The sequence below is a fragment of the Clavibacter vidaverae genome, assembly GCF_047529985.1.
Classification (GTDB): domain Bacteria; phylum Actinomycetota; class Actinomycetes; order Actinomycetales; family Microbacteriaceae; genus Clavibacter; species Clavibacter nebraskensis_A.
Genome location: NZ_JBLJAM010000002.1, coordinates 421,916 through 441,427, shown reverse-complemented (window position 1 = coordinate 441,427; position 19,512 = coordinate 421,916). Strand labels below are relative to the sequence as shown.

The following is a 19,512-nucleotide window of genomic DNA, read 5'->3' as shown; positions in this document are numbered from 1 at the left end:
CCCTGTCGGACACGGTCGCGTGCTGTGCCGGTCTGGTCGTCACGGCCGTTCGGGTTCGAGTGCTCGTCGGAGGGCGTCCTTCGCGCGCGCGTGTCGGCTGCGGGCTGTCGACTCGTTGAGCCCGAGCAGCTCGGCCGACTCCCGGACCGAGAAGCCGTCCCAGTGGATCAGCCGGATGAGCTCGGCATCGTCCGGCTCCAGGGTGTCGAGGGCGGCGCGGATCTCGAGTGCTCGGTCGGCGTCTGGTCCGGCGGTGGTGGTCGAGGTCGTCATCTCGGTGCGGACCCGGTCTGCGAGGCTCCATCGGCGCCGTTCGCTGCGTTGCGCGTTCGCGAGGGTGTTGCGTGCGATGCCGAAGAGCCACATCCGCGCACCCTCTGACTGTTCCGGCATCGAGGACCGGCGTCGCCAGGCGGTGAGGGCGACGTCGGCGAGGAGATCCGCTGCGTCGTCGTCCCCGGCTCGCCGTGCGAGGAACGCGAGCAGGTCGCGGCACGCGTCCTCGAGAGCGGCGGTGATGCGGGTGGTCTCGATGGATGGGACGCGCCGGCTCATCGGCTCTCCCCGCAGTGCGTCTCCCCGTCGATGCTGGTGAGGGCCTCGTGTGCGAAGCCCTCCCGTTCGAGCGCTGCTAGGAGGAGCTCGTTCATGGCGGTGCCGAGGACGGATTGGTACTCCATGTCCGCATCCCAGTGCTCGGTGCCGAAGCCCCCCGGCTCGTTCGGGCCCCCGGGGTTCACATGGGTGTACGTCGTCGTCGCACGGGCTCGCTCGATCTCCTCGTCCATGTCCAGGCGGGGGAGCGTGCCGCCGGTAGCGATCCGCTCGGCCGCGGTCACGGCGTCCGGGTCGCCGGCGAAGTTCCCCCACCGGTACTCGCACCACTGCCCGCTCGGCAGCTCGTACTCCATGGAGCCATGCGCCTCCTCGACCGCCCAGGGCTGCCACTCCACGGGGAGGATCCGTGCCGCCGCGCTCCCGACCCCGACGAGCGACAGCACCACCAGGGTCCCGATGGCGGCTCCACGCGCTCCATGACCACGTCGCCTTCGGCGCGCGTCCTCATCGGGTATCCCGGCGATCATCGCGCGGAGAGCGTCCTCGCTGACGCTGTCCGCCCGGGTGGCGGGTGCGGCCTCGCGCAGCACCCGCTCGAGCGGGTCTTCGGACTCCGACATGCTGGCCCCCTCTGTCTCGTGGCTTCACGACCTACATGTCCGGCACGCGCCGATCCGTCCACGACGGGAGAGCGATGTCACGATCCTGCTCCACCCGGATCGTCGGTCTGTGCCGACGTGCGCCTGTGCGCCGACTGCCGTGCCGTGTCGGGGTAGGGATCGGCTTACGAGACGGCTGGACCAGTGCGGCTGCGGTGTCGGTGACCGCCCGGCGCAGTGCGCGAAGCTGGCGGTATGAGGTGGGGGAGATACCGGGGGCCTGGCGCGGCATGGGTGCCTGGGGTCGTGGGACTCACCGCTGTCGCGTTCTGGGCGGTCATCACGATCGCCGTGTTCGTGCACGCGGCTCCGGTGCACGACGCGTACCGCGCATCGGTGACCGCGATGCAGGATCCTGATCCATTGGCTGATCCTCCTCGAGACGTCGCCATCGTCGACCTGCAGATCGCGATCATGCTCGTCCTGGCGTTGCCGGTCGCCGTCACCACGCTGCTGCTCGGCCTGAGCGCCATCCTGGCGCGTCGCGGCCGTGGATGGGCGCTCACGCCGTCGTGGATCGCGGCCGTCCTCGGCGGCCTCGGAGTGCTCCCTGCCCTCGGGGCGTTCGTCGCGGGGTCAGCTCTCGGCTCGTTCGATGCGTTCATCCTCTTCGGATGACCTGACGTCGATGCCGTCCGGCAGACGATCCCCTTCCGAGACGCGTCGTCGAGCCCCTGCATGCACGAGCACGGGCGCGTCCACGGTGTGGGCCGTACCCGTCCTCGATCGGCGGACAGCCGGCATGCGAGCCTGGTGCCATGAGCACGCCCGAGGACGCCGATGCGTCCGGATCCTCCATGCGCACCCAGCACTTCTTCTTCCTCGTGACCGGGATCGTGGCCATCGTCTACGGCTGCCTGCACCCGGAGCAACGGATCCTGGGGTTCGTCGCGGGCGGAGCCTTCATCGTCATCGGCGGGTTCCTCCTCATCCGCTCGCTGCGCAGGAAGCGCTCGGGCGAGAAGGGCTCGGCGTCGCGCTCCTGATCGGTGTCCGGCATCGGGCATCGGGCAGCGCTCCGGGCGGCGGTCGGCTGTCGAGACGGCCATCGCGTCAGCCGGGTGTCGTCCCGATACCGTTGCCGGATGGCGCAGGTGATCGTGTACGGACGGCGGGCTTCCCTCGACGCGCATCGCGGGGCGCTGTCGGATGCGATCCACGGCGCGGTGATGGTCGCCCTCGAGTACCCGGCGGAGAAGCGCTTCCACCGCTTCGTCGGGCTGGAGCCAGCCGACTTCATCCACCCCGCGGATCGAGGGGATGACTACACGATCATCGAGATCTCGATGTTCGAGGGGCGGAGCGAGGCGGCCAAGCGGGCGCTGATCCGGGAGCTCTTCTCGCGGATCGCGTCCGAGGTCGGGATCCCGCCGCACAGCGTGGAAATCACGATCACGGAGACGCCCCGGGTGAACTGGGGCATCCGCGGGGTCGACGCCGAGGACCTCGCGCTCGGCTACGCGGTCGACGTCTAGCGATCTCCTGACGGACGTGGCGCGCGTCCAGCGCTCGTACGCCGCGGTCGAGGCGCGGTGGGCACCGGCCCTGATCAGGCCGGCGACTAGCCTGGCCGGATGAGCGACGACGCGGATCGGCCGGCCGAGGGGACGCCGAAGCCGGCCTTCGGGGCCGCGCGGAGCATCTCGGCCTGGGGCGCGGTGATCGGCGGCGCGATCGCGACCTTCCGAGCCGTGACGGGAGAGCTGGGCTCGATCTTCCTCGTCACCGGTCCCGCTCTCCTGGTCCTCGGCGTCGTCGGGCTCTTCCTGATCCGGTGGATGGCCAGGCGGGGGCTGTAGCCCGGGGAGAGCGGTCCGGTCAGCGGCGCAGCGCCACCATCCACGCGTCCACCGCGTCCTCGCGCTCGACCTGGAACCCGACCCGCTCGTAGAGGCGCCGCGCCGCGCTGCCCTGCAGCACGTCCAGTTGGAACGGGCGGCCGTCGTCGTGCCGGGCCATGAGGTCGCGGAGCACCTCGCCGCCGATCCCCACGCCCTGCAGCGCCGGATCCAGGTAGAAGTGCTCGATCCAGCGCGCGTCGGGCTCCTCCCGGCAGGCGATGAGGCCGGCGTCGCGGCCATCGACGCGGATCACCTGCGTCCGCGAGGGCGCCCAGCCGTCGAGGAAGCGGCGGCGGACGCGGATCGGATCCCACCGGCCGAGCCGCTCGAGGTCGGGCCGGAGGACGACGGCGCGCAGCTCGGCCATCCACGTCGCGTCGTCGGGGAGGGCGGCGCGGAGGATCCAGCGGGGGAGCGGCCCGGGATCCACCCGCAGATCGCGCTCCATGCAGACGCTCGTCGGATCCGCCGCGTACTTCCCGAAGCGCGGCACGTGCCGGTAGCCGCCGCGCTCGTACAGGGCGATCGCCGCGGTCTGCGGCAGGCCGGTCTCGAGTCGCATGACGGTGGCGCCGAGCCCGCGCGCTCGCTCCTCGGCGGCGAGCAGGAGCGCGCGTCCCGCGCCGAGGCCGCGCGCCGCGGCGGTGACGAACACGCGCTTCAGCTCCGCGGATCCGTCGCCCCCGTCGACGACGGCCGCTGTGCCGAGCGCGCGGCCGCCCTCGCGCGCGACGAGGAACGTGACGTCCGGCCGCTCCAGGTCGCCGACGTCGAGCGCGTGGTAGCTCTCCGCCGGGTAGAGGGAGAGCGCGAAGTCGTCCGCCTGCCGCAGCAGCGGGAGCACGTCCTCGGCACGAGGGGACTCCGGGGCGACGGTGAGCACGCTCCAGCGTAGGGCGGGCCCGGCGGTGGATACGCTGGACCGGTGCCGCGCGGACGGGGCCACGAGCCCTCCGCGACAGGCGCCCGACCGTGAGGAAGAGCATGCAGATCCACCGCGTCCGCGTCCACCGCAGCGACGAGGCCCTGCCTCCCGGGGAGCAGCTGGCGGGGCGCATCGCCGCCGTCGCCGCCGACCCGGTCGAGGTCGACGCCGACGTCACCGAGATGATCGTCAACCGCATCATCGACAACGCGGCCGTCGCGACCGCCTCGCTCACCCGCGCGCCCGTCGTCGCAGCGCGCGCGCAGGCCCTGGCGCACGGGCCGTCCACGGGCGGCGCCGGCGCGACCGTCGTGGGCGCGGATCCCGCCACCCGCGTCAGCGCCGAGTGGGCGGCCTGGGCGAACGGCGTGGCCGTGCGCGAGCTCGACTACCACGACACGTTCCTGGCCGCGGAGTACTCGCACCCGGGCGACAACATCCCGCCGATCCTCGCCGCCGCGCAGCACGCCGCCGCGGCCGGCCGCCTCGACGGGCGCGCGCTCACGGGCGCCGACGTGATCCGCGGCATCGCGACCGGCTACGAGATCCAGGTCGACCTCGTGAAGGCCATCAGCCTGCACGCGCACAAGATCGATCACGTGGCGCACCTCGGCCCGTCGGCCGCCGCCGGCATCGGCACGCTCCTCGGGCTCGACGAGGAGACCGTCTTCCAGGCGATCGGGCAGGCGCTGCACACCACCACCGCCACGCGCCAGTCGCGCAAGGGCGCGATCAGCACGTGGAAGGCGCACGCGCCCGCGTTCGCCGGGAAGATGGCCGTCGAGGCGATCGACCGGGCGATGCGCGGCCAGACGAGCCCCACCCCCATCTACGAGGGCGAGGACGGCGTGATCGCGTGGCTGCTCGACGGCCCCGACGCCGGCTACGACGTGCCGCTGCCCGCGCCGGGTGAGGCCAAGCGGGCGATCCTCGACACGTACACGAAGGAGCACTCGGCCGAGTACCAGGCGCAGGCGTGGATCGACCTCGCGCGTCGCCTGCACCACACGCACCCCGTGCTCGCCGACGCGGACGCGATCGACCGCGTCCTCATCCATTCGTCGCACCACACGCACGTGGTCATCGGATCCGGTGCGAACGACCCGCAGAAGTACGACCCGCGCGCCAGCCGCGAGACCCTCGACCACTCGATCCCGTACATCTTCACGGTCGCGCTGCAGGACGGCGCCTGGCACCACGTCGACTCGTACGCGCCCGAGCGCGCCGGCCGCCCCGACACGGTGGACCTCTGGCGCCGCGTCACCACGACCGAGGACCCCGAGTGGACCCGCCGGTACCACTCCATGGATCCGGCGGAAAAGGCGTTCGGCGGCCGGGTGGAGATCCGCCTGACCGACGGCTCGACCATCGTCGACGAGATCGCCGTCGCCGACGCGCACCCGCTCGGCGCCCGGCCGTTCGCGCGCGCCGACTACGTCGCCAAGCTCCGCACGCTCGCCGACGGCGTGCTCGAGGAGGCCGAGGTCGACCGCTTCCTCGCCCTCGTCGAGCGCCTGCCCGAGCTCACCGCCGACGAGCTCGCAGGCCTCACCGTCACCGCACGACCCGGCCTCCTCGACGGCGCCGGCTCCCCGAAGGGACTCCTCTAGTGCTGCACTCGAACCTCACCTCCGCCGCCAAGCGCCGCGCGTTCCGCGAGCGGCTCGCGTCTGGAGAGCTGCTCCGGATGCCCGGCGCGTTCAACCCGCTGTCGGCCCGCCTCATCCAGGACAAGGGCATGGACGGCGTCTACATCTCGGGCGCCGTGCTCTCGGCGGATCTCGGCCTGCCGGACATCGGCCTCACCACGCTCACCGAGGTGGCCGGGCGCTCGCAGCAGATCGCGCGCGTCACCGACCTGCCGTGCCTCGTGGACGCCGACACGGGCTTCGGCGAGCCGATGAACGTCGCGCGGACCGTGCAGATGCTCGAGGACGCGGGCGTCGCCGGGCTCCACATCGAGGACCAGGTGAACCCCAAGCGCTGCGGCCACCTCGACGGCAAGCAGGTCGTGGACGAGTCGACGGCGCTGAAGCGGATCCGCGCGGCCGTCGACGCCCGACGTGACCCCGACCTGCTGGTCATGGCCCGCACCGACGTGCGCGGCGTCGACGGCATGGCCGCGGCCGTCGACCGGGCGCGCGCCCTCGTCGACGCCGGTGCCGACGCGATCTTCCCCGAGGCGATGGCCGACCTCGCCGAGTTCGAGGCGATGCGCGCCGCGGTGGACGTGCCGATCCTCGCCAACATGACCGAGTTCGGGAAGAGCGAGCTGTTCACGACGTCGCAGCTCCGCGACGTGGGCGTCAACATCGTCATCTACCCGGTCTCGCTCCTGCGCCTCGCGATGGGCGCCGCCGAGCGCGGCCTCGACGCGATCCTGGAGGAGGGCACGCTCGCCTCGAAGGTGCCCGAGATGCAGACCCGTGCGCGCCTCTACGAGCTGCTCGACTACGCGGGCTACAGCGCGTTCGACGAGGACGTGTTCACGTTCACGCTGGAGGGGAACCGCGGCGGGGCGTGATCACCGGTCGTGCTCGTCGAGGCGGCGGAGCGACCCGTCGAGCGCGAGGCCGAGGGCGAGGACGGCCAGCAGGAGCCCCATCGCGATCGACGAGAGCACGTGGCCCGCGCGCGTGAAAGCCCGCCCCGCGCCGGATCGGGCGGCGGCAGGGGCGGGCACCCGGCGAGGCTAGCGGCGGGCGTCCCGCCCGGCGCCGGAGCATCCACACGCTCCGGGCGTCACAGCCGCGGATCCACCGGCTCGGACTCCATCGCCAGGACGCCGAAGACCGCCTGGTGCACGCGCCACGTCGGCTCGCCCGCGACGAAGCGCTCGACCGCCTCGACGCCGAGCGCGTACTCGCGGAGGGCCATCGACCGCTTGTGGCCGACGTCGCGGTCGCGGAGGCGGCGCAGGTTCGCGGGCTCCGTGTAGTCGGGGCCGTAGACGATGCGCAGGTACTCGCGGCCGCGCACCTTGATGCCCGGCTGCGCGAGCGTCGTCCGCCCGCGGACGAGGCCCGCGACGGGCTTCACGACCATGCCCTCGCCGCCCGCGTCCGTGAGCTCCTGCCACCAGCGCGTGGCGGCCTCCTCCGACCGCGGCGACGCGAGGTCGACCTCGACGGAGCGCGTGGGGATCACGAGGCCCGGATCCGCGTCCGCCAGCCGCTGAGCCAGCGCCAGGTGCCACGCGTGCTCGCGCGCGAGGTGGGTCGCGCCCTCGGTGGCGAGGAGCTGGAAGGGCGCGAGGCGCACGTCGTCGAGGCCGGCGTACGGCGCCGCGTGCCGGCGGTAGGCGGCGACGTACGCCTCCGCGTCGGCGGCCCGCGCACGCGTGCGCTCGAGGAGGTCAGCCACGTCGATGCCGGACGCGGCCGCCTGCTCGAGCGTGCGGACGGCGGCGGGCAGCGCCGCGGTCGCGGCGGCGCCGACGGACGCGTACTGGTCGCGGATCAGCGGCCCGGCCTTCGCCGACCAGGGCAGCAGCTCGGCGTCGAGCAGGATCCACGACGTGCTGAGCTCCGACCAGAGCCCGGCCGACTCCACCGCGGCATCGAGCCGGGCGAGCAGCGCGTCCGTCTCGGCGTCGTCGAAGTAGGGGCGGCCGGTGCGCGTGTGCACGGTGCCGCGCCAGCCCGCGGGCGCGCCGAAGCGCGCGGGGTCGCGGGTGAGGAGCACGACCGCGCGGGATCCCATGTGCTTCTCCTCGCAGATCACCCGCTCGAGCCCGTCGCGCCGGTACGCCTCGAAGGCCTCGGCCGGGTGCTCGAGCACGTCGTCACGGGAGGACGACGTGGGCGGGCTCATGGTGGGCGGCAGGTAGACGAGGTGCCGCGGGTCGATGGCGAAGCGGCTCATCGTCTCCAGTGCGCCGGCGGCGACGTCCTCGCGGATCCCGACGCGGCCGAAGGCGCGCGTCTCCACGACCTGCTTGCCGAGCACGTCGTCGATGCGGAGGAGGCCGGGGGCGCGCGGCGCCTCGGCACCGGAGGCCGCGACGGCGCCGCGGTCGGCCGACGCGTACCGGCGCCCGAGCGGCACGGTCGGCTCCGACCAGACGCGCTCGGCGGGCACGGCGACGACCTCGCGCTCGGGCCAGCGGAGGGCGCTGAGCTCGCCGCCGAACACGCATCCGGTGTCGAGGCACATCGTGCCGTTGACCCACTCGGTGCCGACGCCGGCGACGTGCCCGTAGAGCACGGTCGCGGATCCGCGGTAGTCGAGCGCCCAGTCGCGGCGCACGGGCAGGCCGTGCTCGTCCGTCTCACCGATGGTGGCATCGCCCCAGAGCGCGAAGGCGCGCACGCGGCCGGACGCGCGGCCCTGGTACGCCTCGATGAGGCCGGCGTGCGCGACGACGAGGTCGCCGCCGTCGAGCACGAGGTGGGAGACCAGCTCGCGGCAGAACCGCTCGACGTCCACGCGGAACGCCTCGTCCTCCTCGGCGAGCTGCGCCAGCGACTCCGCGAGGCCGTACGCGACCCGCACCTTCTTCCCCTGCAGCGCCTTCACGAGCTTGTCCTCGTGGTTGCCGGGCACCGCGAACGCGTGGCCCGCGCGCACCATGCCCATCGCCAGGCGGAGCACGCCCGGGGTGTCGGGGCCGCGATCCACGAGGTCGCCGAGGAACACGACGCGGCGGCCCTCGGGGTGCGCGGCGTCGACGGGGCGGCCCCTCTCGTCCCGCTGGATCTCGTAGCCCAGCTCCCCGAGCAGCGTCTCGAGCTCCGCGCGGCAGCCGTGCACGTCGCCGATGGCGTCGAAGGGCCCGCGCTCGTGGCGCAGGTCGTTGAGGAGCGGCTCGACCGTGAAGCGCGCGGCCGCGATCTCGTCCACGCCGCGCAGCACGTGCACCTTGCGGAAGCCCTCGCGCCCGAGGCCCTTGAGCGACCGCTGCAGCTGGTCGTGCTGCCGCTTCACGACGGACGCGCCGAACGTGCGATCCGTGCGCGCCGCGTTCCGCTCCACGCACACGCCCACCGGCACGTCGAGCACGATCGCGACCGGCAGCACGTCGTGGTCGCGGGCGAGCTGCACGAGGGATCGCCGCGACTCGGCCTGCACGTTCGTCGCGTCGATCACGGTCAGGAGACCCTTGCGGAGACGCTGGCTCGCGACGTGCCGGAGCGCCTCGAACGCGGCGGGCGTGGCCGACTGGTCGTTCTCGTCGTTCGAGACGAGGCCGCGGAAGAAGTCGCTCGACAGCACCTCGTAGGGGCCGAAGTGGGTGCGCGCGAAGGTCGACTTGCCGGATCCGCTCGCGCCGACCAGCAGCACGAGCGACATGCGGGGGATCGGCAGCGCGGGCGTCTGCGCGGGAGCGGCGGGGGCGTCGGTCATCGCGTGGCCTTCCGGAAGAGGGCGAGCTGGGTGGGGGAGCCGTGGACGGGATCCGCGTCGCCGACGGGCCGGACCTCCACGCGGTAGCCGTGCCGCTCGGCGACGCGCGCGGCCCAGGAGGCGAACTCGGCGCGGGTCCACTCGAAGCGGTGGTCGGGATGGCGGAGCGCGCCCGCGGCGAGGCCCGGGTAGAGCGCGTTGTGCTCGGCGTTCGGGGTCGTGACGATCACGGCGGCGGGCGACGCGGATCCGAACACGCTCGCCTCGAGGGCCGCGTGCCGGTCGGGGTCCACGTGCTCGATGACCTCCATCAGCACGATCGCGTCGAGGCCGGCGATGCGCGGGTCCTCGTAGGTCGCGGAGGACTGGATGAGCTGGATCCGCTCGCGCGCCCGGTCGCTCGCGTCGCGCAGGTCGAGGCGGCGGGCGGCGGCCTCCAGGTCGGAGGCGGAGACGTCGGTGCCGATGAGGCGCGTGAACGCCGGGTCCGGCACCAGGTGCGCGAGCAGCGCCCCGGATCCGCAGCCGACGTCGGCCACCGTGCGGACGCCGACCTCCGTGAGCACCGCGTGCACCGTCTCGGCGCGCAGGCGGGCGAGCGACGGGGAGCGCGGGGCGGGGGCGGCGGGGACCGCGGGATCCGCGGCATGCGCGGCTGCGCCCGAGGATCCGTCGACGCCCGTGTCGAGCCGCTCGTCCGCCTCGCCCACGAGGTCGCGCTGGTGCGCGAGGTACCGGCGCGTGATGAGGTCGCGCGCCGGGTGCTCCGCGAGCCAGCCCTCGCCGGCGCGGAGGAGCTTGCCCACCTCGTCGTCGGAGACCCAGTAGTGCTTGCCGTCGTCGAGCACCGGCAGCAGCACGTAGAGGTGGCGGAGCGCGTCGGCGAGGCGGACGTCGCCCGTGAGCACGAGGTCGACGTAGAGGGAGTCGCCCCAGTCGGGGAACGCGGGATCCAGCGGCACGGGCGTCGCCGCGACCCGCCAGCCGAGCGGCGCGAACAGGTCGCGCACGAGGTCGGCGCCGCCGCGCGCGGGGAGGGCCGCCACGGTGACCGTGAGCGGCAGGGTGCCCGCGGCGAGCTCGGGGAACGTGTCGCTCCGACCGCCCATCGCGGTGCGGAACACATGGCCGAGCGCGACCGCGAGCATCGACGACGACGCGTACGGCCGGTCGTTCACGTAGTGCGTGATGCTCGAGGCGCCCGCGCTCCGGAACCGCTTGTCGCGGACGAGCGCGATCGGATCCACCTCGAGCAGCAGCGCGACCGTGCACCTCTCGTCGGTGGCCTCGGGGTAGAGGACGTGCGCGGTGCCGACGGCGAGGTCGAACGCCTGCGCCTTGCCGGGGTGCTTGCGGAGGAGGTGGCTGAGGTCGGACGCCGAGGGCGCCGTCGAGGTGAGGGTGATGAGCACGGTGGTCTCTCTCGTGGGGGATGCGACCCGCTGCGGAGGCCTGGGGACACCGTAGCGAGCGAGGGACGCCAGCGGGGGCGCGTGACACGGCCCCCTCATCGGGGGTTCCGTCGCCGGGCCGCGTGTGCTCTGCTGGGCGGGACGAGGAGATCGCATGCGACGAGCACCCGCACGAGCACGGACCAGCGCGAGCACGATCGGTGTCGCAGCTGCCCTCGGAGCGCTCCTCGCGGGATGCTCCACCAGCCCGGCGGCGGCGCCCGCCGACGACGCTGCCGCCGCCGCCGTCCCGGCGTCACCCGTCCCCGGGTCAGCCGAGATCGCCACCTACCGCGACGACGGGGGCGCCATGGAGGCGCTCCTCACCGGCACGCTCGTCGAGCGCGGCGGCTGCCTCTACCTCGAGACGCCGGGCTACGCGCCCGACGGCGGCTCCGCCTACTGGCTCCCGATCCTCCCCGAGCGCACGACCCGGTGGGACGGGACGACCCTCACCCTCGGCGACGAATCCCACCGGGTGGGCGACGAGGTCAGCCTGGGCGGCGGCGTCTCCTCCGAGCCGACGTCCCCGTACGACCTCTCCGGCATGGAGGGGATCCCGGACGCGTGCAGCACCGAGTACGCCTGGCTCGCCGGGCCGCCCCGGGAACCGGCCGCCGGATGACCCCCGACACCCGCGAGGCCGCCGTCGCGCGCCGTCCGCGCCTGCTCCTCCGCGCCGCGGTCCTCGCCGGGATCCCGTCGGTCGTCATGTCCGCGATCGGCGCCTCCCTGCTCGCCTCCGGGCAGACCGCGGACGGCCGCTCCACCCTCGCGGTCGGCGTCATCGTCGCGGCGACCGCCGCCGGCTCGCTGCTCTACCAGGTGCCGGGCTGGGGACTCCCGCGCCAGTCGGTCGCGCACTTCGCGCTCATGCTCGTGACCGTCCTGCCCGCGCTCCTCCTCAGCGGCTGGTTCCCGGTGGACACCGCAGGCGGCGTGCTCGCGGTCGTCGGGATCTTCCTCGCGGCGGGCCTCGTGCTCTGGACGACGCTGTACCTCGTGATGACGGCGGTCGAGCGGCGCAGGACCGCGCGCACCTCGACGTGATCCCGGAGCTGACGCCTCAGAGCCGGACGACGCGGTACGTCTCGTCGACCGCGAACCCCGCGCGCGCGTAGAGGCTCAGCGCCCGGGCGCTGGAGTGCACGCGGACGTACCGGCAGCCGTGCGCCCGGGCCTCGTCCAGCAGCGCCCGCACGAGCCGCGCGCCCGTCCCCGATCCGCGCAGCGTCGGCCGCACGTAGACGGACTGGACGTCGCCGGAGACCCGGCCCAGGTCATCCGGGGTCGGCGGGCGATCCGTGATGGCGAGCCAGCCCATCCCCACGACCTCGCCGTCCGCCTCGGCGACGACGCAGCGGTGCGTGCGGGCGTGGGCCGCGGCGAAGGCGGCGGTCGCGGCGACGTAGCCGGCCTCGTCGGTCGCGGGCGCCGTCCCGGTCTCGTCGACGGACCAGCGCCAGCGGAGGCGCGCGACCCGCTCCATGTCCTCGGCGCGGGCCGGGCGGATCGTGACGGCGGGGTGCTCCGCGCCCCCGGGGGTCGCGTCCTGCGGTCGGTCGGCGGTCGGGTCGACGGGATCGCTCATGCGACGACCGTAGGCGGTGCCGGTCGGGCCGCACGAGCCCCGGGCGGATCCGCGCCGCGCGCGTCAGTCGGCCGTGACCGCCGCGACGACCTCCGCAACCGCCCGCTCGACCTCGGCGCCCACGGCGTCCCGGTCGCCCGACTCCGAGTCGTGCACGAACGCGGTCGCGCCACGGCGGGCACCGCAGTAGTCGAGGATCCCGTGACCGACCTGCCTCTCGAACGACGCGAGGTAGCCGTGCCGGGCGAACGCCGCGCGGCTCGTCCCGGAGACGGGCACGAGGTGCACGGTGAGGCGCTGCGACCGCTTCTCGATGCGCCCGTCGTCGTCGATGCCGAAGGCCCAGCCCGCGATGAACGTGCGGTCGATCCAGCCCTTCAAGAGCGCCGGCATCGACCACCACCAGACGGGGAAGACGAGCACGACGTGATCCACGGCGTCGAGCCGCGCCTGCTCGGCGAGCACGTCGGCGGGAGCGGGGGAGTCGCCGGCGTACGCGCGCCGGTCGGCCATCCCGAACACGGGGTCGAAGCCCTCCTGGGCGAGGTGCGCGGTCGTGGCGCCGGACGCGCCGGATCCCCCGAGCGCGGCCTCGAGCCGGCGGGCGACGTGGTGGGTGAGGGAGTCGGGATCGGGGTGGGCCGTGACGATGAGCGCGGTCATGCCCCCATCCGACCACGCCCGCCCGGACGCGGCGTCAGTCGAGCTCGCCCGCCCGCTCGTCCTCCTGCAGCAGGCGCCGGGCCGCGATCCCGATGATCGCGCTGTAGGTGGGGTAGGCGAACCGCACGTGCGCGAGGGTGGCGACGTCGACGCCCGCGGCCATCGCCGTGGTGACCGACTGGATCACCTCGACCGCGTTCTCGCCCACGGCGTGCGCGCCGAGGATCAGCTCGCGGCGCCGGTCGGCGATGAGCAGGAGGAAGCCGGCCTCGCGGTCGTCGATCACGGCGCGGTCCACCTCCGCGAACGGCACGCGCGCGACCACGCACGCGCCGTCGCGCTCGCGCGCCTCCGCCTGCGTGAGGCCGACGCCCGCGTAGTCGGGGTCGGTGAAGCCGCCGGCGGGGAGGAGCTGCAGCGGGATCCGCCGGTTGACGCCCAGCACGGCGTTCTCCGCGGCTGCCTCGCCCTCGGACTGCGCCGCCTGCACGAGCATGTCCTTCCCGTTGGCGTCGCCCACCGCGAGGATGTGCGGCACGCGCGTGCGGAGGTACCGGTCGACCGGGATCGCGGACCTCGTCACCTCGACGCCCGCGTGCTCGAGCCCCAGGTCCTCGACGTCGGCGGGCCAGCCGGTGGCAATGATCACGGCGTCGAAGCTGGAGGACTGCGGGCGGTCGCCGTCGCGCCAGAGCAGGGTGATGGATCCGTCGCCGGTCTTCGTCAGGCCCGTCACGGTGTCGATGCCCGTGTGCACGCGCACGCCCTGCGCGACGAACGCGTCGGACACGGCCTGGGAGATCGCCTCGTCGGAGGCGGTGAGCACGCGCGGCGCGACGTCGAGCAGCGTGACCTCGGAGCCGAACGAGCGGAACACGGTGACGAGCTGCGCGCCCGTGTTGCCGGCGCCGATGACGGCGAGGCGGCGGGGTATCCCCGGCAGCGCGAGCACGTCCTCGGGCACGGTCGCGAGCTCGGCGCCGGGCACGGGCAGGCGGCGCGAGTGGCCGCCGACGCACACGATGATCGAGCCCGCGGTGATCCGCCGGCCGCTGTCGAGCTCGAGCGTGCGGTCGTCGACGAAGCGCGCGCGGCCCTCGTGCACCAGCTCGACGCCCGCCGCCCGGAACCGCGCGGCCTCGTCCTTGAGGGAGCGCACGCGGTCGACCTGCTCGTGCACGCGCGCGACGATCGAGGGCCAGTGCGGCGTCGGCTCGCCCACGCCGATCCCGTTCTCGCCCGCGGAGCGCACCTCGCGCACGAGCCGCGCGGTCTTCGCGAGCACGCGCGTGGGCACGCACCCGGTGTTGACGCACGTGCCGCCGACGCGGCCGGCCTCCAGCACGACGACGGATGCGCCGAGCTCGGCGGCGCGGAGGGCGGCGGCGGTGCCCGCGGGTCCGGCGCCGATGACGGCGACGTCGTAGCGGTCGGGCTCGGTCGCGGCGCCGGGCTCGGCGTCGGTGGCGGGATCGGCGTGGTCGGTGCTCTCGGGCATGGCGTCCTCCGGGTCGGCGCGGCTGCGCGGGCGGCGCCTCGGGTGCGCCTGATCGAGAGGCTACCGAGCCGATGCCGCCGCGACCCGGGTGCGGAGCCGCCCGTCACCGGCGCTCCCTCCCCAGCCCGCCTCCGCGCGCCGGATCCGCGGTCGCCGCCGACCCTCGCCCCCGCGCCGCCCGCCCCGATACAGTGACGAACGCACCCGGAGGCGACCCGATCCGCCCCACCACGCGGGTGCGGCATGACGCGAAGGAGCACCATGACCGACATCCGCAAGGGCCTCGCCGGGGTCGTCGTCGACACGACCGCCATCAGCAAGGTCGAGCCGGCCACCAACTCCCTCCTCTACCGCGGGTACCCGGTGCAGGAGCTCGCGGCGCACTGCTCCTTCGAGCAGGTCGCCTACCTCCTCTGGCACGGCGAGCTGCCGACGGACGAGGAGCTCGCGCACTTCGAGAACCAGGAGCGCGCCGAGCGGCAGCCGTCCGAGGCCGTGCTGCGGATCATCGACGCCCTGCCCGTCGACGCGCACCCCATGGACGTGCTGCGCACCGCGGTCAGCGCGATCGGCGCCGCGGATCCCGCGCCGGAGGACCACTCGGCCGACGCGGACCTCGAGCGCTCCGTGCGGCTGCTCGCGCAGATCCCCGTGCTCATCGCGTACGACCAGCGCCGCCGCCAGGGCCTCGCGCCCGTCGAGCCGCGCGACGACCTCGGCCTCGCCGAGAACCTGCTGTTCATGGTGCACGGCGAGCGCCCCACCGAGGCCGACGCGAAGGCCATGGAGGTGTCGCTGATCCTCTACGCCGAGCACTCCTTCAACGCCTCCACGTTCACCGCCCGGGTCATCACCTCCACCCTCGCCGACCTGCACTCCGCCGTCACGGGTGCGATCGGCGCGCTCAAGGGCCCGCTGCACGGCGGCGCCAACGAGGCCGTGCTCGAGACGCTCGACGAGATCGGCGACGCGTCGCGCGTGGAGGCGTGGCTCGACGAGGCGCTCACCGCCAAGCGCAAGGTCATGGGATTCGGCCACCGCGTGTACCGCGCGGGCGACTCGCGCGTGCCCACCATGAAGCAGGCGCTCGACGATCTCGTCGCCGTGCGCGTGGCCGGCGGCGGCGAGGCGGGGGAGTCCGCGCGGCGCACGATGGAGCTGTACGACGCGCTCGAGCGCGGCATGGCCGAGCGCACGGGGATCCTGCCGAACCTCGACTACCCGTCCGGTCCTGCCTACGCGCTCCTCGGCTTCGAGACCCGCGCCTTCACGCCGCTGTTCGTCGCCGCGCGCGTGGTCGGCTGGACGGCGCACATCGTGGAGCAGCGGGCGGCGAACTCGCTGATCCGGCCGCTGTCGGAGTACGACGGACCGGCCGAGCGCCACCTGTCCTGACCCCCGCGCGCGGCCCCGCGCAGGCCCCGGTCACACGGCCGGGAGCGCTCCCGCCGATCGTTAGGATGGAGCCCATGTCCCGCGGCGAGCCCTTCTACATCACCACGCCGATCTTCTACGTGAACGACGTCCCGCACATCGGGCACGCGTACACCGAGGTCGCCGCCGACGTCCTCGCCCGCTGGCACCGCCAGCGCGGCGACGACACCTGGTTCCTCACGGGCACCGACGAGCACGGGCAGAAGATCCTGCGCACCGCCACCGCGCACGAGACCACCCCGCAGGCGTGGGCCGACCGCCTCGTCACCGAGAGCTGGCAGCCGCTGCTGAAGGCCGTCGACATCTCCAACGACGACTTCATCCGCACCACCGACGCCCGCCACGAGGAGTCCGTCAAGGTCTTCCTGCAGCGCCTCCACGACGCCGGGTTCATCTACACGGGCGAGTACAAGGGCTACTACTGCGTCGGCTGCGAGGAGTACAAGCAGCCCTCCGACCTCCTCGAGGGCACCGGTCCGTTCGAGGGCCAGCTGGTCTGCGCCATCCACTCCAAGCCCGTCGAGCTGCTGGAGGAGAAGAACTACTTCTTCCGCATGAGCGACTTCGGCGAGCGCCTCCTCGCGTTCTACGAGGAGCGCCCCGACTTCATCCAGCCCGAGAGCGCGCGCAACGAGATCCTGTCGTTCGTCCGCCGGGGCCTGGAGGACCTGTCGATCTCGCGCTCCAGCTTCGACTGGGGCATCCCCATCCCGTGGGACGAGAGCCACGTCGTCTACGTGTGGTTCGAGGCGCTGATGAACTACGTCACGGCCATCGGCTACGGCGTGGACGACGAGCAGTTCCAGCGCCGCTGGCCCGCCACGCACCTCGTGGGCAAGGACATCCTCCGCTTCCACGCGGTCATCTGGCCCGCCATGCTCATGGCGCTCGGCGAGGAGCCGCCCCGCCGTGTCTTCGGCCACGGCTGGCTGCTCGTCGGCGGCGAGAAGATGTCGAAGTCGAAGCTCACGGGCATCGTGCCGCAGACCATCACCGACACCTTCGGCATCGACGCGTTCCGCTACTACTTCATGCGCGCCTTCGCCTTCGGGCAGGACGGCTCGTTCAGCTGGGAGGACCTCAGCGCCCGCTACCAGGCGGAGCTCGCCAACGGCTTCGGCAACCTCTCCTCCCGCGTGATCGCGATGGTCGGCCGCTACTTCGACGGCCGGATCCCCGAGGCGCACGAGCTGACGGAGGCCGACGAGCGCGTCCTGTCCGTCGCGCGCGCCGCCGCGTCCACCGCCGACGACGCCATCGAGCGGCTCGCGATCCACGAGGCGCTCGCCGCCGTGTGGACCCTGGTCGACGAGCTCAACGGCTACATCACGAGCCAGGAGCCGTGGGCCCTCGCCAAGAAGGACGAGGACCGCGCGCGCCTCGAGACCGTGCTGCACACCGCGGTCCGCGGCCTCGGCACGCTCGCCGTGCTGCTCGCGCCCGTGCTGCCCGGCGCCACCGCCAAGCTCTGGACCGCGCTCGGCGGCTCCGGCACGGTCGGCCAGCAGCGCATCGACCTCGCCGACGAGTGGACCGGATCCGGCACCGTCACCCCGCTCGAGGCGCCGCTGTTCCCGCGCATCGAGCAGGAGCCGGCGACGCCCGCCGCCTGACGCCGCCGCCGGGCATCCGGGTGCCCCGCCCACCCGGCGCGGCACCCGCCCGTCGGTAGAGTGAGCGGAATGTCCGAATCCAGCTACGTGCGCCAGCGCGACACCTCCTCGGCCCACGGCCAGACGCGCGACCTCACGTACCCGCCGCTGCCCGAGGCGCTCACGGTCCCCGTCTACGACAACCACACGCACCTCGAGATCGCGGACGGCGAGTCGCCCATCGACTTCACCGAGCACCTCGACCGGGCGAGCTCGGTCGGCGTCCGCGGCGTGATCCAGGTCGGCGGCGACCTCGAGACCTCACGCTGGTCGGCGGAGACCGCCGCGCACGAGCCGCGCATGCTCGCGGCCGTCGCCATCCACCCGAACGAGGCACCGGCCTACGAGGAGGCGGGCACGCTCGACGACGCGCTCGCCGAGATCCACGAGCTCGCCGGACGCCCGCGCGTGCGCGCCGTCGGCGAGACCGGCCTCGACTTCTTCCGCACGGGGGAGGACGGCCGCGCTGCCCAGCAGCGCTCGTTCGAGGAGCACATCCGCATCGCCAAGGAGCGCGGCATCGCCCTCCAGATCCACGACCGCGACGCGCACGACGAGGTCGTGTCGACCCTGCTGCGCGTCGGCGCCCCCGAGCGCACCGTCTTCCACTGCTTCTCCGGCGACGAGGACCTCGCCCGGATCTGCGCCGAGAACGGCTGGTACATGTCGTTCTCCGGCACGGTCACCTTCAAGAACGCGGTCGACCTCCGCGAGGCGCTGACCTTCGCGCCGCGCTCGCTGCTGCTCGTGGAGACGGACGCGCCGTTCCTCACGCCCGTGCCGTTCCGCGGCCGGCCGAACGCGCCGTACCTCATCCCGCACACGCTCCGCGCGATGGCCGCGCACCTCGGCACCGACGTCTCGATGCTCGCGGCGCAGATCTCCTCGAACACCGAGCTCGTCTACGGGCGCTGGGACGACGAGCCCGTGACGTCGCCGTCCAAGGACCCCGCCGAGATCGACCCGGCGGGCCGCGCGTGAGCGACGAGACGGCAGGCGCCGGCGCGCCCGCACCGGCGCCGACCCTCCTCGGCCCCGCCGAGATCCGCGACCTCGCCGAGCTGCTCGGCGTCGCGCCCACCAAGAAGCTCGGCCAGAACTTCGTCATCGACGCCAACACCGTGCGCCGCATCGTCCGGGTCGCGCGCGTGGAGGCGGGCACGCACGTGGTGGAGGTCGGGCCGGGGCTCGGATCCCTCACCCTCGGCCTCCTCGAGACGGGCGCGAGCGTCGTGGCCGTGGAGATCGACGGCCGCCTCGCCGAGCAGCTGCCCCTCACGGTGGGCCTCTACCAGCCGGACGCCGACCTCACCGTGGTGCACGAGGACGCGCTCCGCGTCGCCGAGCTGCCGGGGGATCCCACCGCGCTCGTCGCGAACCTGCCCTACAACGTCTCCGTGCCCGTGCTGCTGCACCTGCTCGAGCACTTCCCGGCGATCCGCACGGGCGTGGTCATGGTGCAGGCCGAGGTCGGCCACCGCATCGCCGCCGCGCCGGGCTCCAAGGTCTACGGATCCCCGAGCGTCAAGGCCGCCTGGTACGGAGCATGGCGCACGGCCGGCCAGGTCAGCCGCCAGGTCTTCTGGCCCGTGCCGAACGTCGACTCGGTGCTCGTCGCGTTCGAGCGGCACGCGGATCCGTACGCGTCCGAGGCGCTGCGCAAGCGCACGTTCAAGATCGTCGACGCGGCCTTCCAGCAGCGCCGCAAGATGCTCCGCCAGGCGCTCGCCGAGCTGCTCGGCGGGAGCGAGGCGGCGTCCGCGCTCCTGGAGGCTGGAGGGGTCGCCCCCACTTCGCGGGGCGAGCAGCTGGGCGTCGACGACTACCTCCGCGTAGCCCGTGCCTGGGCGGATCGCGACGCGGACGGAGCGGCTCCCAGCCTCCGCTAGGTTGG

21 protein-coding genes are annotated in these 19,512 nt (G+C 73.8%); 12 read left to right on the top strand and 9 right to left on the bottom strand.

All coding sequences use genetic code 11. The features are described from left to right. Positions 1 to 39 precede the first annotated feature (39 nt). Positions 40 to 555, bottom strand: coding sequence for an RNA polymerase sigma factor (locus ACMT9T_RS14800; protein WP_414746264.1), 516 nt, complete (start codon positions 553 to 555; stop codon positions 40 to 42). Further along, the gene (locus ACMT9T_RS14795) at positions 552 to 1,178 is read right to left on the bottom strand and encodes a hypothetical protein (protein WP_414746263.1); all 627 of its coding nucleotides are present in this window, start codon (positions 1,176 to 1,178) and stop codon (positions 552 to 554) included. Before ACMT9T_RS14795 ends, ACMT9T_RS14800 begins: the two co-directional genes overlap by 4 nt. Before the next feature lie 285 nt (positions 1,179 to 1,463). Here ACMT9T_RS14795 and ACMT9T_RS14790 point away from each other — a divergent pair, with 285 nt between their 5' ends. The 4 genes from ACMT9T_RS14790 to ACMT9T_RS14775 all read left to right on the top strand — a co-directional run bounded on the left by ACMT9T_RS14790 (position 1,464) and on the right by ACMT9T_RS14775 (position 3,016). Then, complete coding sequence (locus tag ACMT9T_RS14790; RefSeq protein WP_414746262.1) at positions 1,464 to 1,835, top strand: hypothetical protein; 372 nt, start codon at positions 1,464 to 1,466, stop codon at positions 1,833 to 1,835. Between the two features lie 140 nt (positions 1,836 to 1,975). Then, a complete protein-coding gene (locus tag ACMT9T_RS14785) occupies positions 1,976 to 2,203 on the top strand; it encodes a hypothetical protein (protein WP_414746261.1) in 228 nt (75 codons plus the stop codon). A 99-nt stretch (positions 2,204 to 2,302) separates the two neighbouring features. Further along, the gene (locus ACMT9T_RS14780; RefSeq protein WP_414746260.1) at positions 2,303 to 2,692 is read left to right on the top strand and encodes a tautomerase family protein; all 390 of its coding nucleotides are present in this window, start codon (positions 2,303 to 2,305) and stop codon (positions 2,690 to 2,692) included. 99 nt (positions 2,693 to 2,791) lie between these two features. After that, positions 2,792 to 3,016, top strand: a complete 225-nt coding sequence (locus ACMT9T_RS14775; protein WP_414746259.1) for a hypothetical protein — start codon at positions 2,792 to 2,794, stop codon at positions 3,014 to 3,016. A gap of 19 nt (positions 3,017 to 3,035) precedes the next feature. Here the strand turns inward: ACMT9T_RS14775 and ACMT9T_RS14770 are convergent, their stop codons facing one another. Further along, complete coding sequence (locus ACMT9T_RS14770) at positions 3,036 to 3,941, bottom strand: GNAT family N-acetyltransferase (protein WP_414746258.1); 906 nt, start codon at positions 3,939 to 3,941, stop codon at positions 3,036 to 3,038. Positions 3,942 to 4,042: 101 nt separating this feature from the next. On the opposite strand from ACMT9T_RS14770, the gene ACMT9T_RS14765 reads away from it, so the two are divergent. Next, positions 4,043 to 5,593 (top strand): MmgE/PrpD family protein, encoded by a 1,551-nt coding sequence (locus ACMT9T_RS14765; protein ID WP_414746257.1) that lies wholly within the window; start codon positions 4,043 to 4,045, stop codon positions 5,591 to 5,593. Continuing rightward, entirely contained in the window at positions 5,593 to 6,507 is a 915-nt protein-coding gene (gene prpB / locus ACMT9T_RS14760) for a methylisocitrate lyase (RefSeq protein ID WP_204585734.1), read from the top strand. The genes ACMT9T_RS14765 and prpB overlap by 1 nt, the downstream gene beginning before the upstream one ends. On the opposite strand, the gene ACMT9T_RS14755 is transcribed toward prpB, so the two are convergent. From ACMT9T_RS14755 to ACMT9T_RS14745, 3 genes are read right to left on the bottom strand one after another with little or no spacing between them, the layout of a single operon-like run. After that, complete coding sequence (locus ACMT9T_RS14755; protein ID WP_414746256.1) at positions 6,508 to 6,666, bottom strand: hypothetical protein; 159 nt, start codon at positions 6,664 to 6,666, stop codon at positions 6,508 to 6,510. 59 nt (positions 6,667 to 6,725) lie between these two features. Beyond that, the gene (locus tag ACMT9T_RS14750; RefSeq protein ID WP_414746255.1) at positions 6,726 to 9,329 is read right to left on the bottom strand and encodes a polynucleotide kinase-phosphatase; all 2,604 of its coding nucleotides are present in this window, start codon (positions 9,327 to 9,329) and stop codon (positions 6,726 to 6,728) included. Beyond that, positions 9,326 to 10,741, bottom strand: coding sequence for a 3' terminal RNA ribose 2'-O-methyltransferase Hen1 (locus ACMT9T_RS14745; RefSeq protein WP_414746254.1), 1,416 nt, complete (start codon positions 10,739 to 10,741; stop codon positions 9,326 to 9,328). The genes ACMT9T_RS14750 and ACMT9T_RS14745 overlap by 4 nt, the downstream gene beginning before the upstream one ends. 154 nt (positions 10,742 to 10,895) lie before the next feature. On the opposite strand from ACMT9T_RS14745, the gene ACMT9T_RS14740 reads away from it, so the two are divergent. Then, positions 10,896 to 11,405 carry a hypothetical protein gene (locus ACMT9T_RS14740; protein WP_414746253.1) on the top strand — a complete coding sequence of 170 codons (510 nt, stop codon included), beginning with the start codon at positions 10,896 to 10,898 and terminating at the stop codon, positions 11,403 to 11,405. Continuing rightward, entirely contained in the window at positions 11,402 to 11,830 is a 429-nt protein-coding gene (locus ACMT9T_RS14735; protein ID WP_414746252.1) for a DUF3021 domain-containing protein, read from the top strand. Before ACMT9T_RS14740 ends, ACMT9T_RS14735 begins: the two co-directional genes overlap by 4 nt. A gap of 16 nt (positions 11,831 to 11,846) precedes the next feature. On the opposite strand, the gene ACMT9T_RS14730 is transcribed toward ACMT9T_RS14735, so the two are convergent. The 3 genes from ACMT9T_RS14730 to ACMT9T_RS14720 all read right to left on the bottom strand — a co-directional run bounded on the left by ACMT9T_RS14730 (position 11,847) and on the right by ACMT9T_RS14720 (position 14,532). Next, positions 11,847 to 12,371, bottom strand: a complete 525-nt coding sequence (locus ACMT9T_RS14730) for a GNAT family N-acetyltransferase (RefSeq protein WP_414746251.1) — start codon at positions 12,369 to 12,371, stop codon at positions 11,847 to 11,849. A gap of 63 nt (positions 12,372 to 12,434) precedes the next feature. Continuing rightward, positions 12,435 to 13,034, bottom strand: a complete 600-nt coding sequence (locus ACMT9T_RS14725; protein ID WP_414746250.1) for an NAD(P)H-dependent oxidoreductase — start codon at positions 13,032 to 13,034, stop codon at positions 12,435 to 12,437. Between the two features lie 34 nt (positions 13,035 to 13,068). Then, entirely contained in the window at positions 13,069 to 14,532 is a 1,464-nt protein-coding gene (locus ACMT9T_RS14720) for a dihydrolipoyl dehydrogenase family protein (RefSeq protein ID WP_414746249.1), read from the bottom strand. A gap of 261 nt (positions 14,533 to 14,793) precedes the next feature. On the opposite strand from ACMT9T_RS14720, the gene ACMT9T_RS14715 reads away from it, so the two are divergent. The 4 genes from ACMT9T_RS14715 to rsmA all read left to right on the top strand — a co-directional run bounded on the left by ACMT9T_RS14715 (position 14,794) and on the right by rsmA (position 19,507). Continuing rightward, positions 14,794 to 15,927, top strand: a complete 1,134-nt coding sequence (locus tag ACMT9T_RS14715) for a bifunctional 2-methylcitrate synthase/citrate synthase (RefSeq protein ID WP_414746248.1) — start codon at positions 14,794 to 14,796, stop codon at positions 15,925 to 15,927. A 74-nt stretch (positions 15,928 to 16,001) separates the two neighbouring features. Next, a complete protein-coding gene (gene metG / locus ACMT9T_RS14710) occupies positions 16,002 to 17,579 on the top strand; it encodes a methionine--tRNA ligase (RefSeq protein WP_414746247.1) in 1,578 nt (525 codons plus the stop codon). Between the two features lie 69 nt (positions 17,580 to 17,648). Beyond that, entirely contained in the window at positions 17,649 to 18,599 is a 951-nt protein-coding gene (locus ACMT9T_RS14705) for a TatD family hydrolase (RefSeq protein ID WP_414746246.1), read from the top strand. Further along, a complete protein-coding gene (gene rsmA, locus ACMT9T_RS14700) occupies positions 18,596 to 19,507 on the top strand; it encodes a 16S rRNA (adenine(1518)-N(6)/adenine(1519)-N(6))-dimethyltransferase RsmA (RefSeq protein ID WP_414746245.1) in 912 nt (303 codons plus the stop codon). The genes ACMT9T_RS14705 and rsmA overlap by 4 nt, the downstream gene beginning before the upstream one ends. The last annotated feature ends 5 nt before the right edge of the window (positions 19,508 to 19,512 follow it).

Bases quoted from the DNA above. Each gene is read 5' to 3' on its own strand.
- ACMT9T_RS14800 (WP_414746264.1), bottom strand. From the start codon at position 555: ATGAGCCGGCGCGTCCCATCCATCGAGACCACCCGCATCACCGCCGCT.
- ACMT9T_RS14795 (WP_414746263.1), bottom strand. From the start codon at position 1,178: ATGTCGGAGTCCGAAGACCCGCTCGAGCGGGTGCTGCGCGAGGCCGCA.
- ACMT9T_RS14785 (WP_414746261.1), top strand. From the start codon at position 1,976: ATGAGCACGCCCGAGGACGCCGATGCGTCCGGATCCTCCATGCGCACC.
- ACMT9T_RS14780 (WP_414746260.1), top strand. From the start codon at position 2,303: ATGGCGCAGGTGATCGTGTACGGACGGCGGGCTTCCCTCGACGCGCAT.
- ACMT9T_RS14775 (WP_414746259.1), top strand. From the start codon at position 2,792: ATGAGCGACGACGCGGATCGGCCGGCCGAGGGGACGCCGAAGCCGGCC.
- ACMT9T_RS14765 (WP_414746257.1), top strand. From the start codon at position 4,043: ATGCAGATCCACCGCGTCCGCGTCCACCGCAGCGACGAGGCCCTGCCT.
- ACMT9T_RS14750 (WP_414746255.1), bottom strand. From the start codon at position 9,329: ATGACCGACGCCCCCGCCGCTCCCGCGCAGACGCCCGCGCTGCCGATC.
- ACMT9T_RS14740 (WP_414746253.1), top strand. From the start codon at position 10,896: ATGCGACGAGCACCCGCACGAGCACGGACCAGCGCGAGCACGATCGGT.
- ACMT9T_RS14735 (WP_414746252.1), top strand. From the start codon at position 11,402: ATGACCCCCGACACCCGCGAGGCCGCCGTCGCGCGCCGTCCGCGCCTG.
- ACMT9T_RS14730 (WP_414746251.1), bottom strand. From the start codon at position 12,371: ATGAGCGATCCCGTCGACCCGACCGCCGACCGACCGCAGGACGCGACC.
- ACMT9T_RS14725 (WP_414746250.1), bottom strand. From the start codon at position 13,034: ATGACCGCGCTCATCGTCACGGCCCACCCCGATCCCGACTCCCTCACC.
- ACMT9T_RS14720 (WP_414746249.1), bottom strand. From the start codon at position 14,532: ATGCCCGAGAGCACCGACCACGCCGATCCCGCCACCGACGCCGAGCCC.
- ACMT9T_RS14715 (WP_414746248.1), top strand. From the start codon at position 14,794: ATGACCGACATCCGCAAGGGCCTCGCCGGGGTCGTCGTCGACACGACC.
- metG (WP_414746247.1), top strand. From the start codon at position 16,002: ATGTCCCGCGGCGAGCCCTTCTACATCACCACGCCGATCTTCTACGTG.
- ACMT9T_RS14705 (WP_414746246.1), top strand. From the start codon at position 17,649: ATGTCCGAATCCAGCTACGTGCGCCAGCGCGACACCTCCTCGGCCCAC.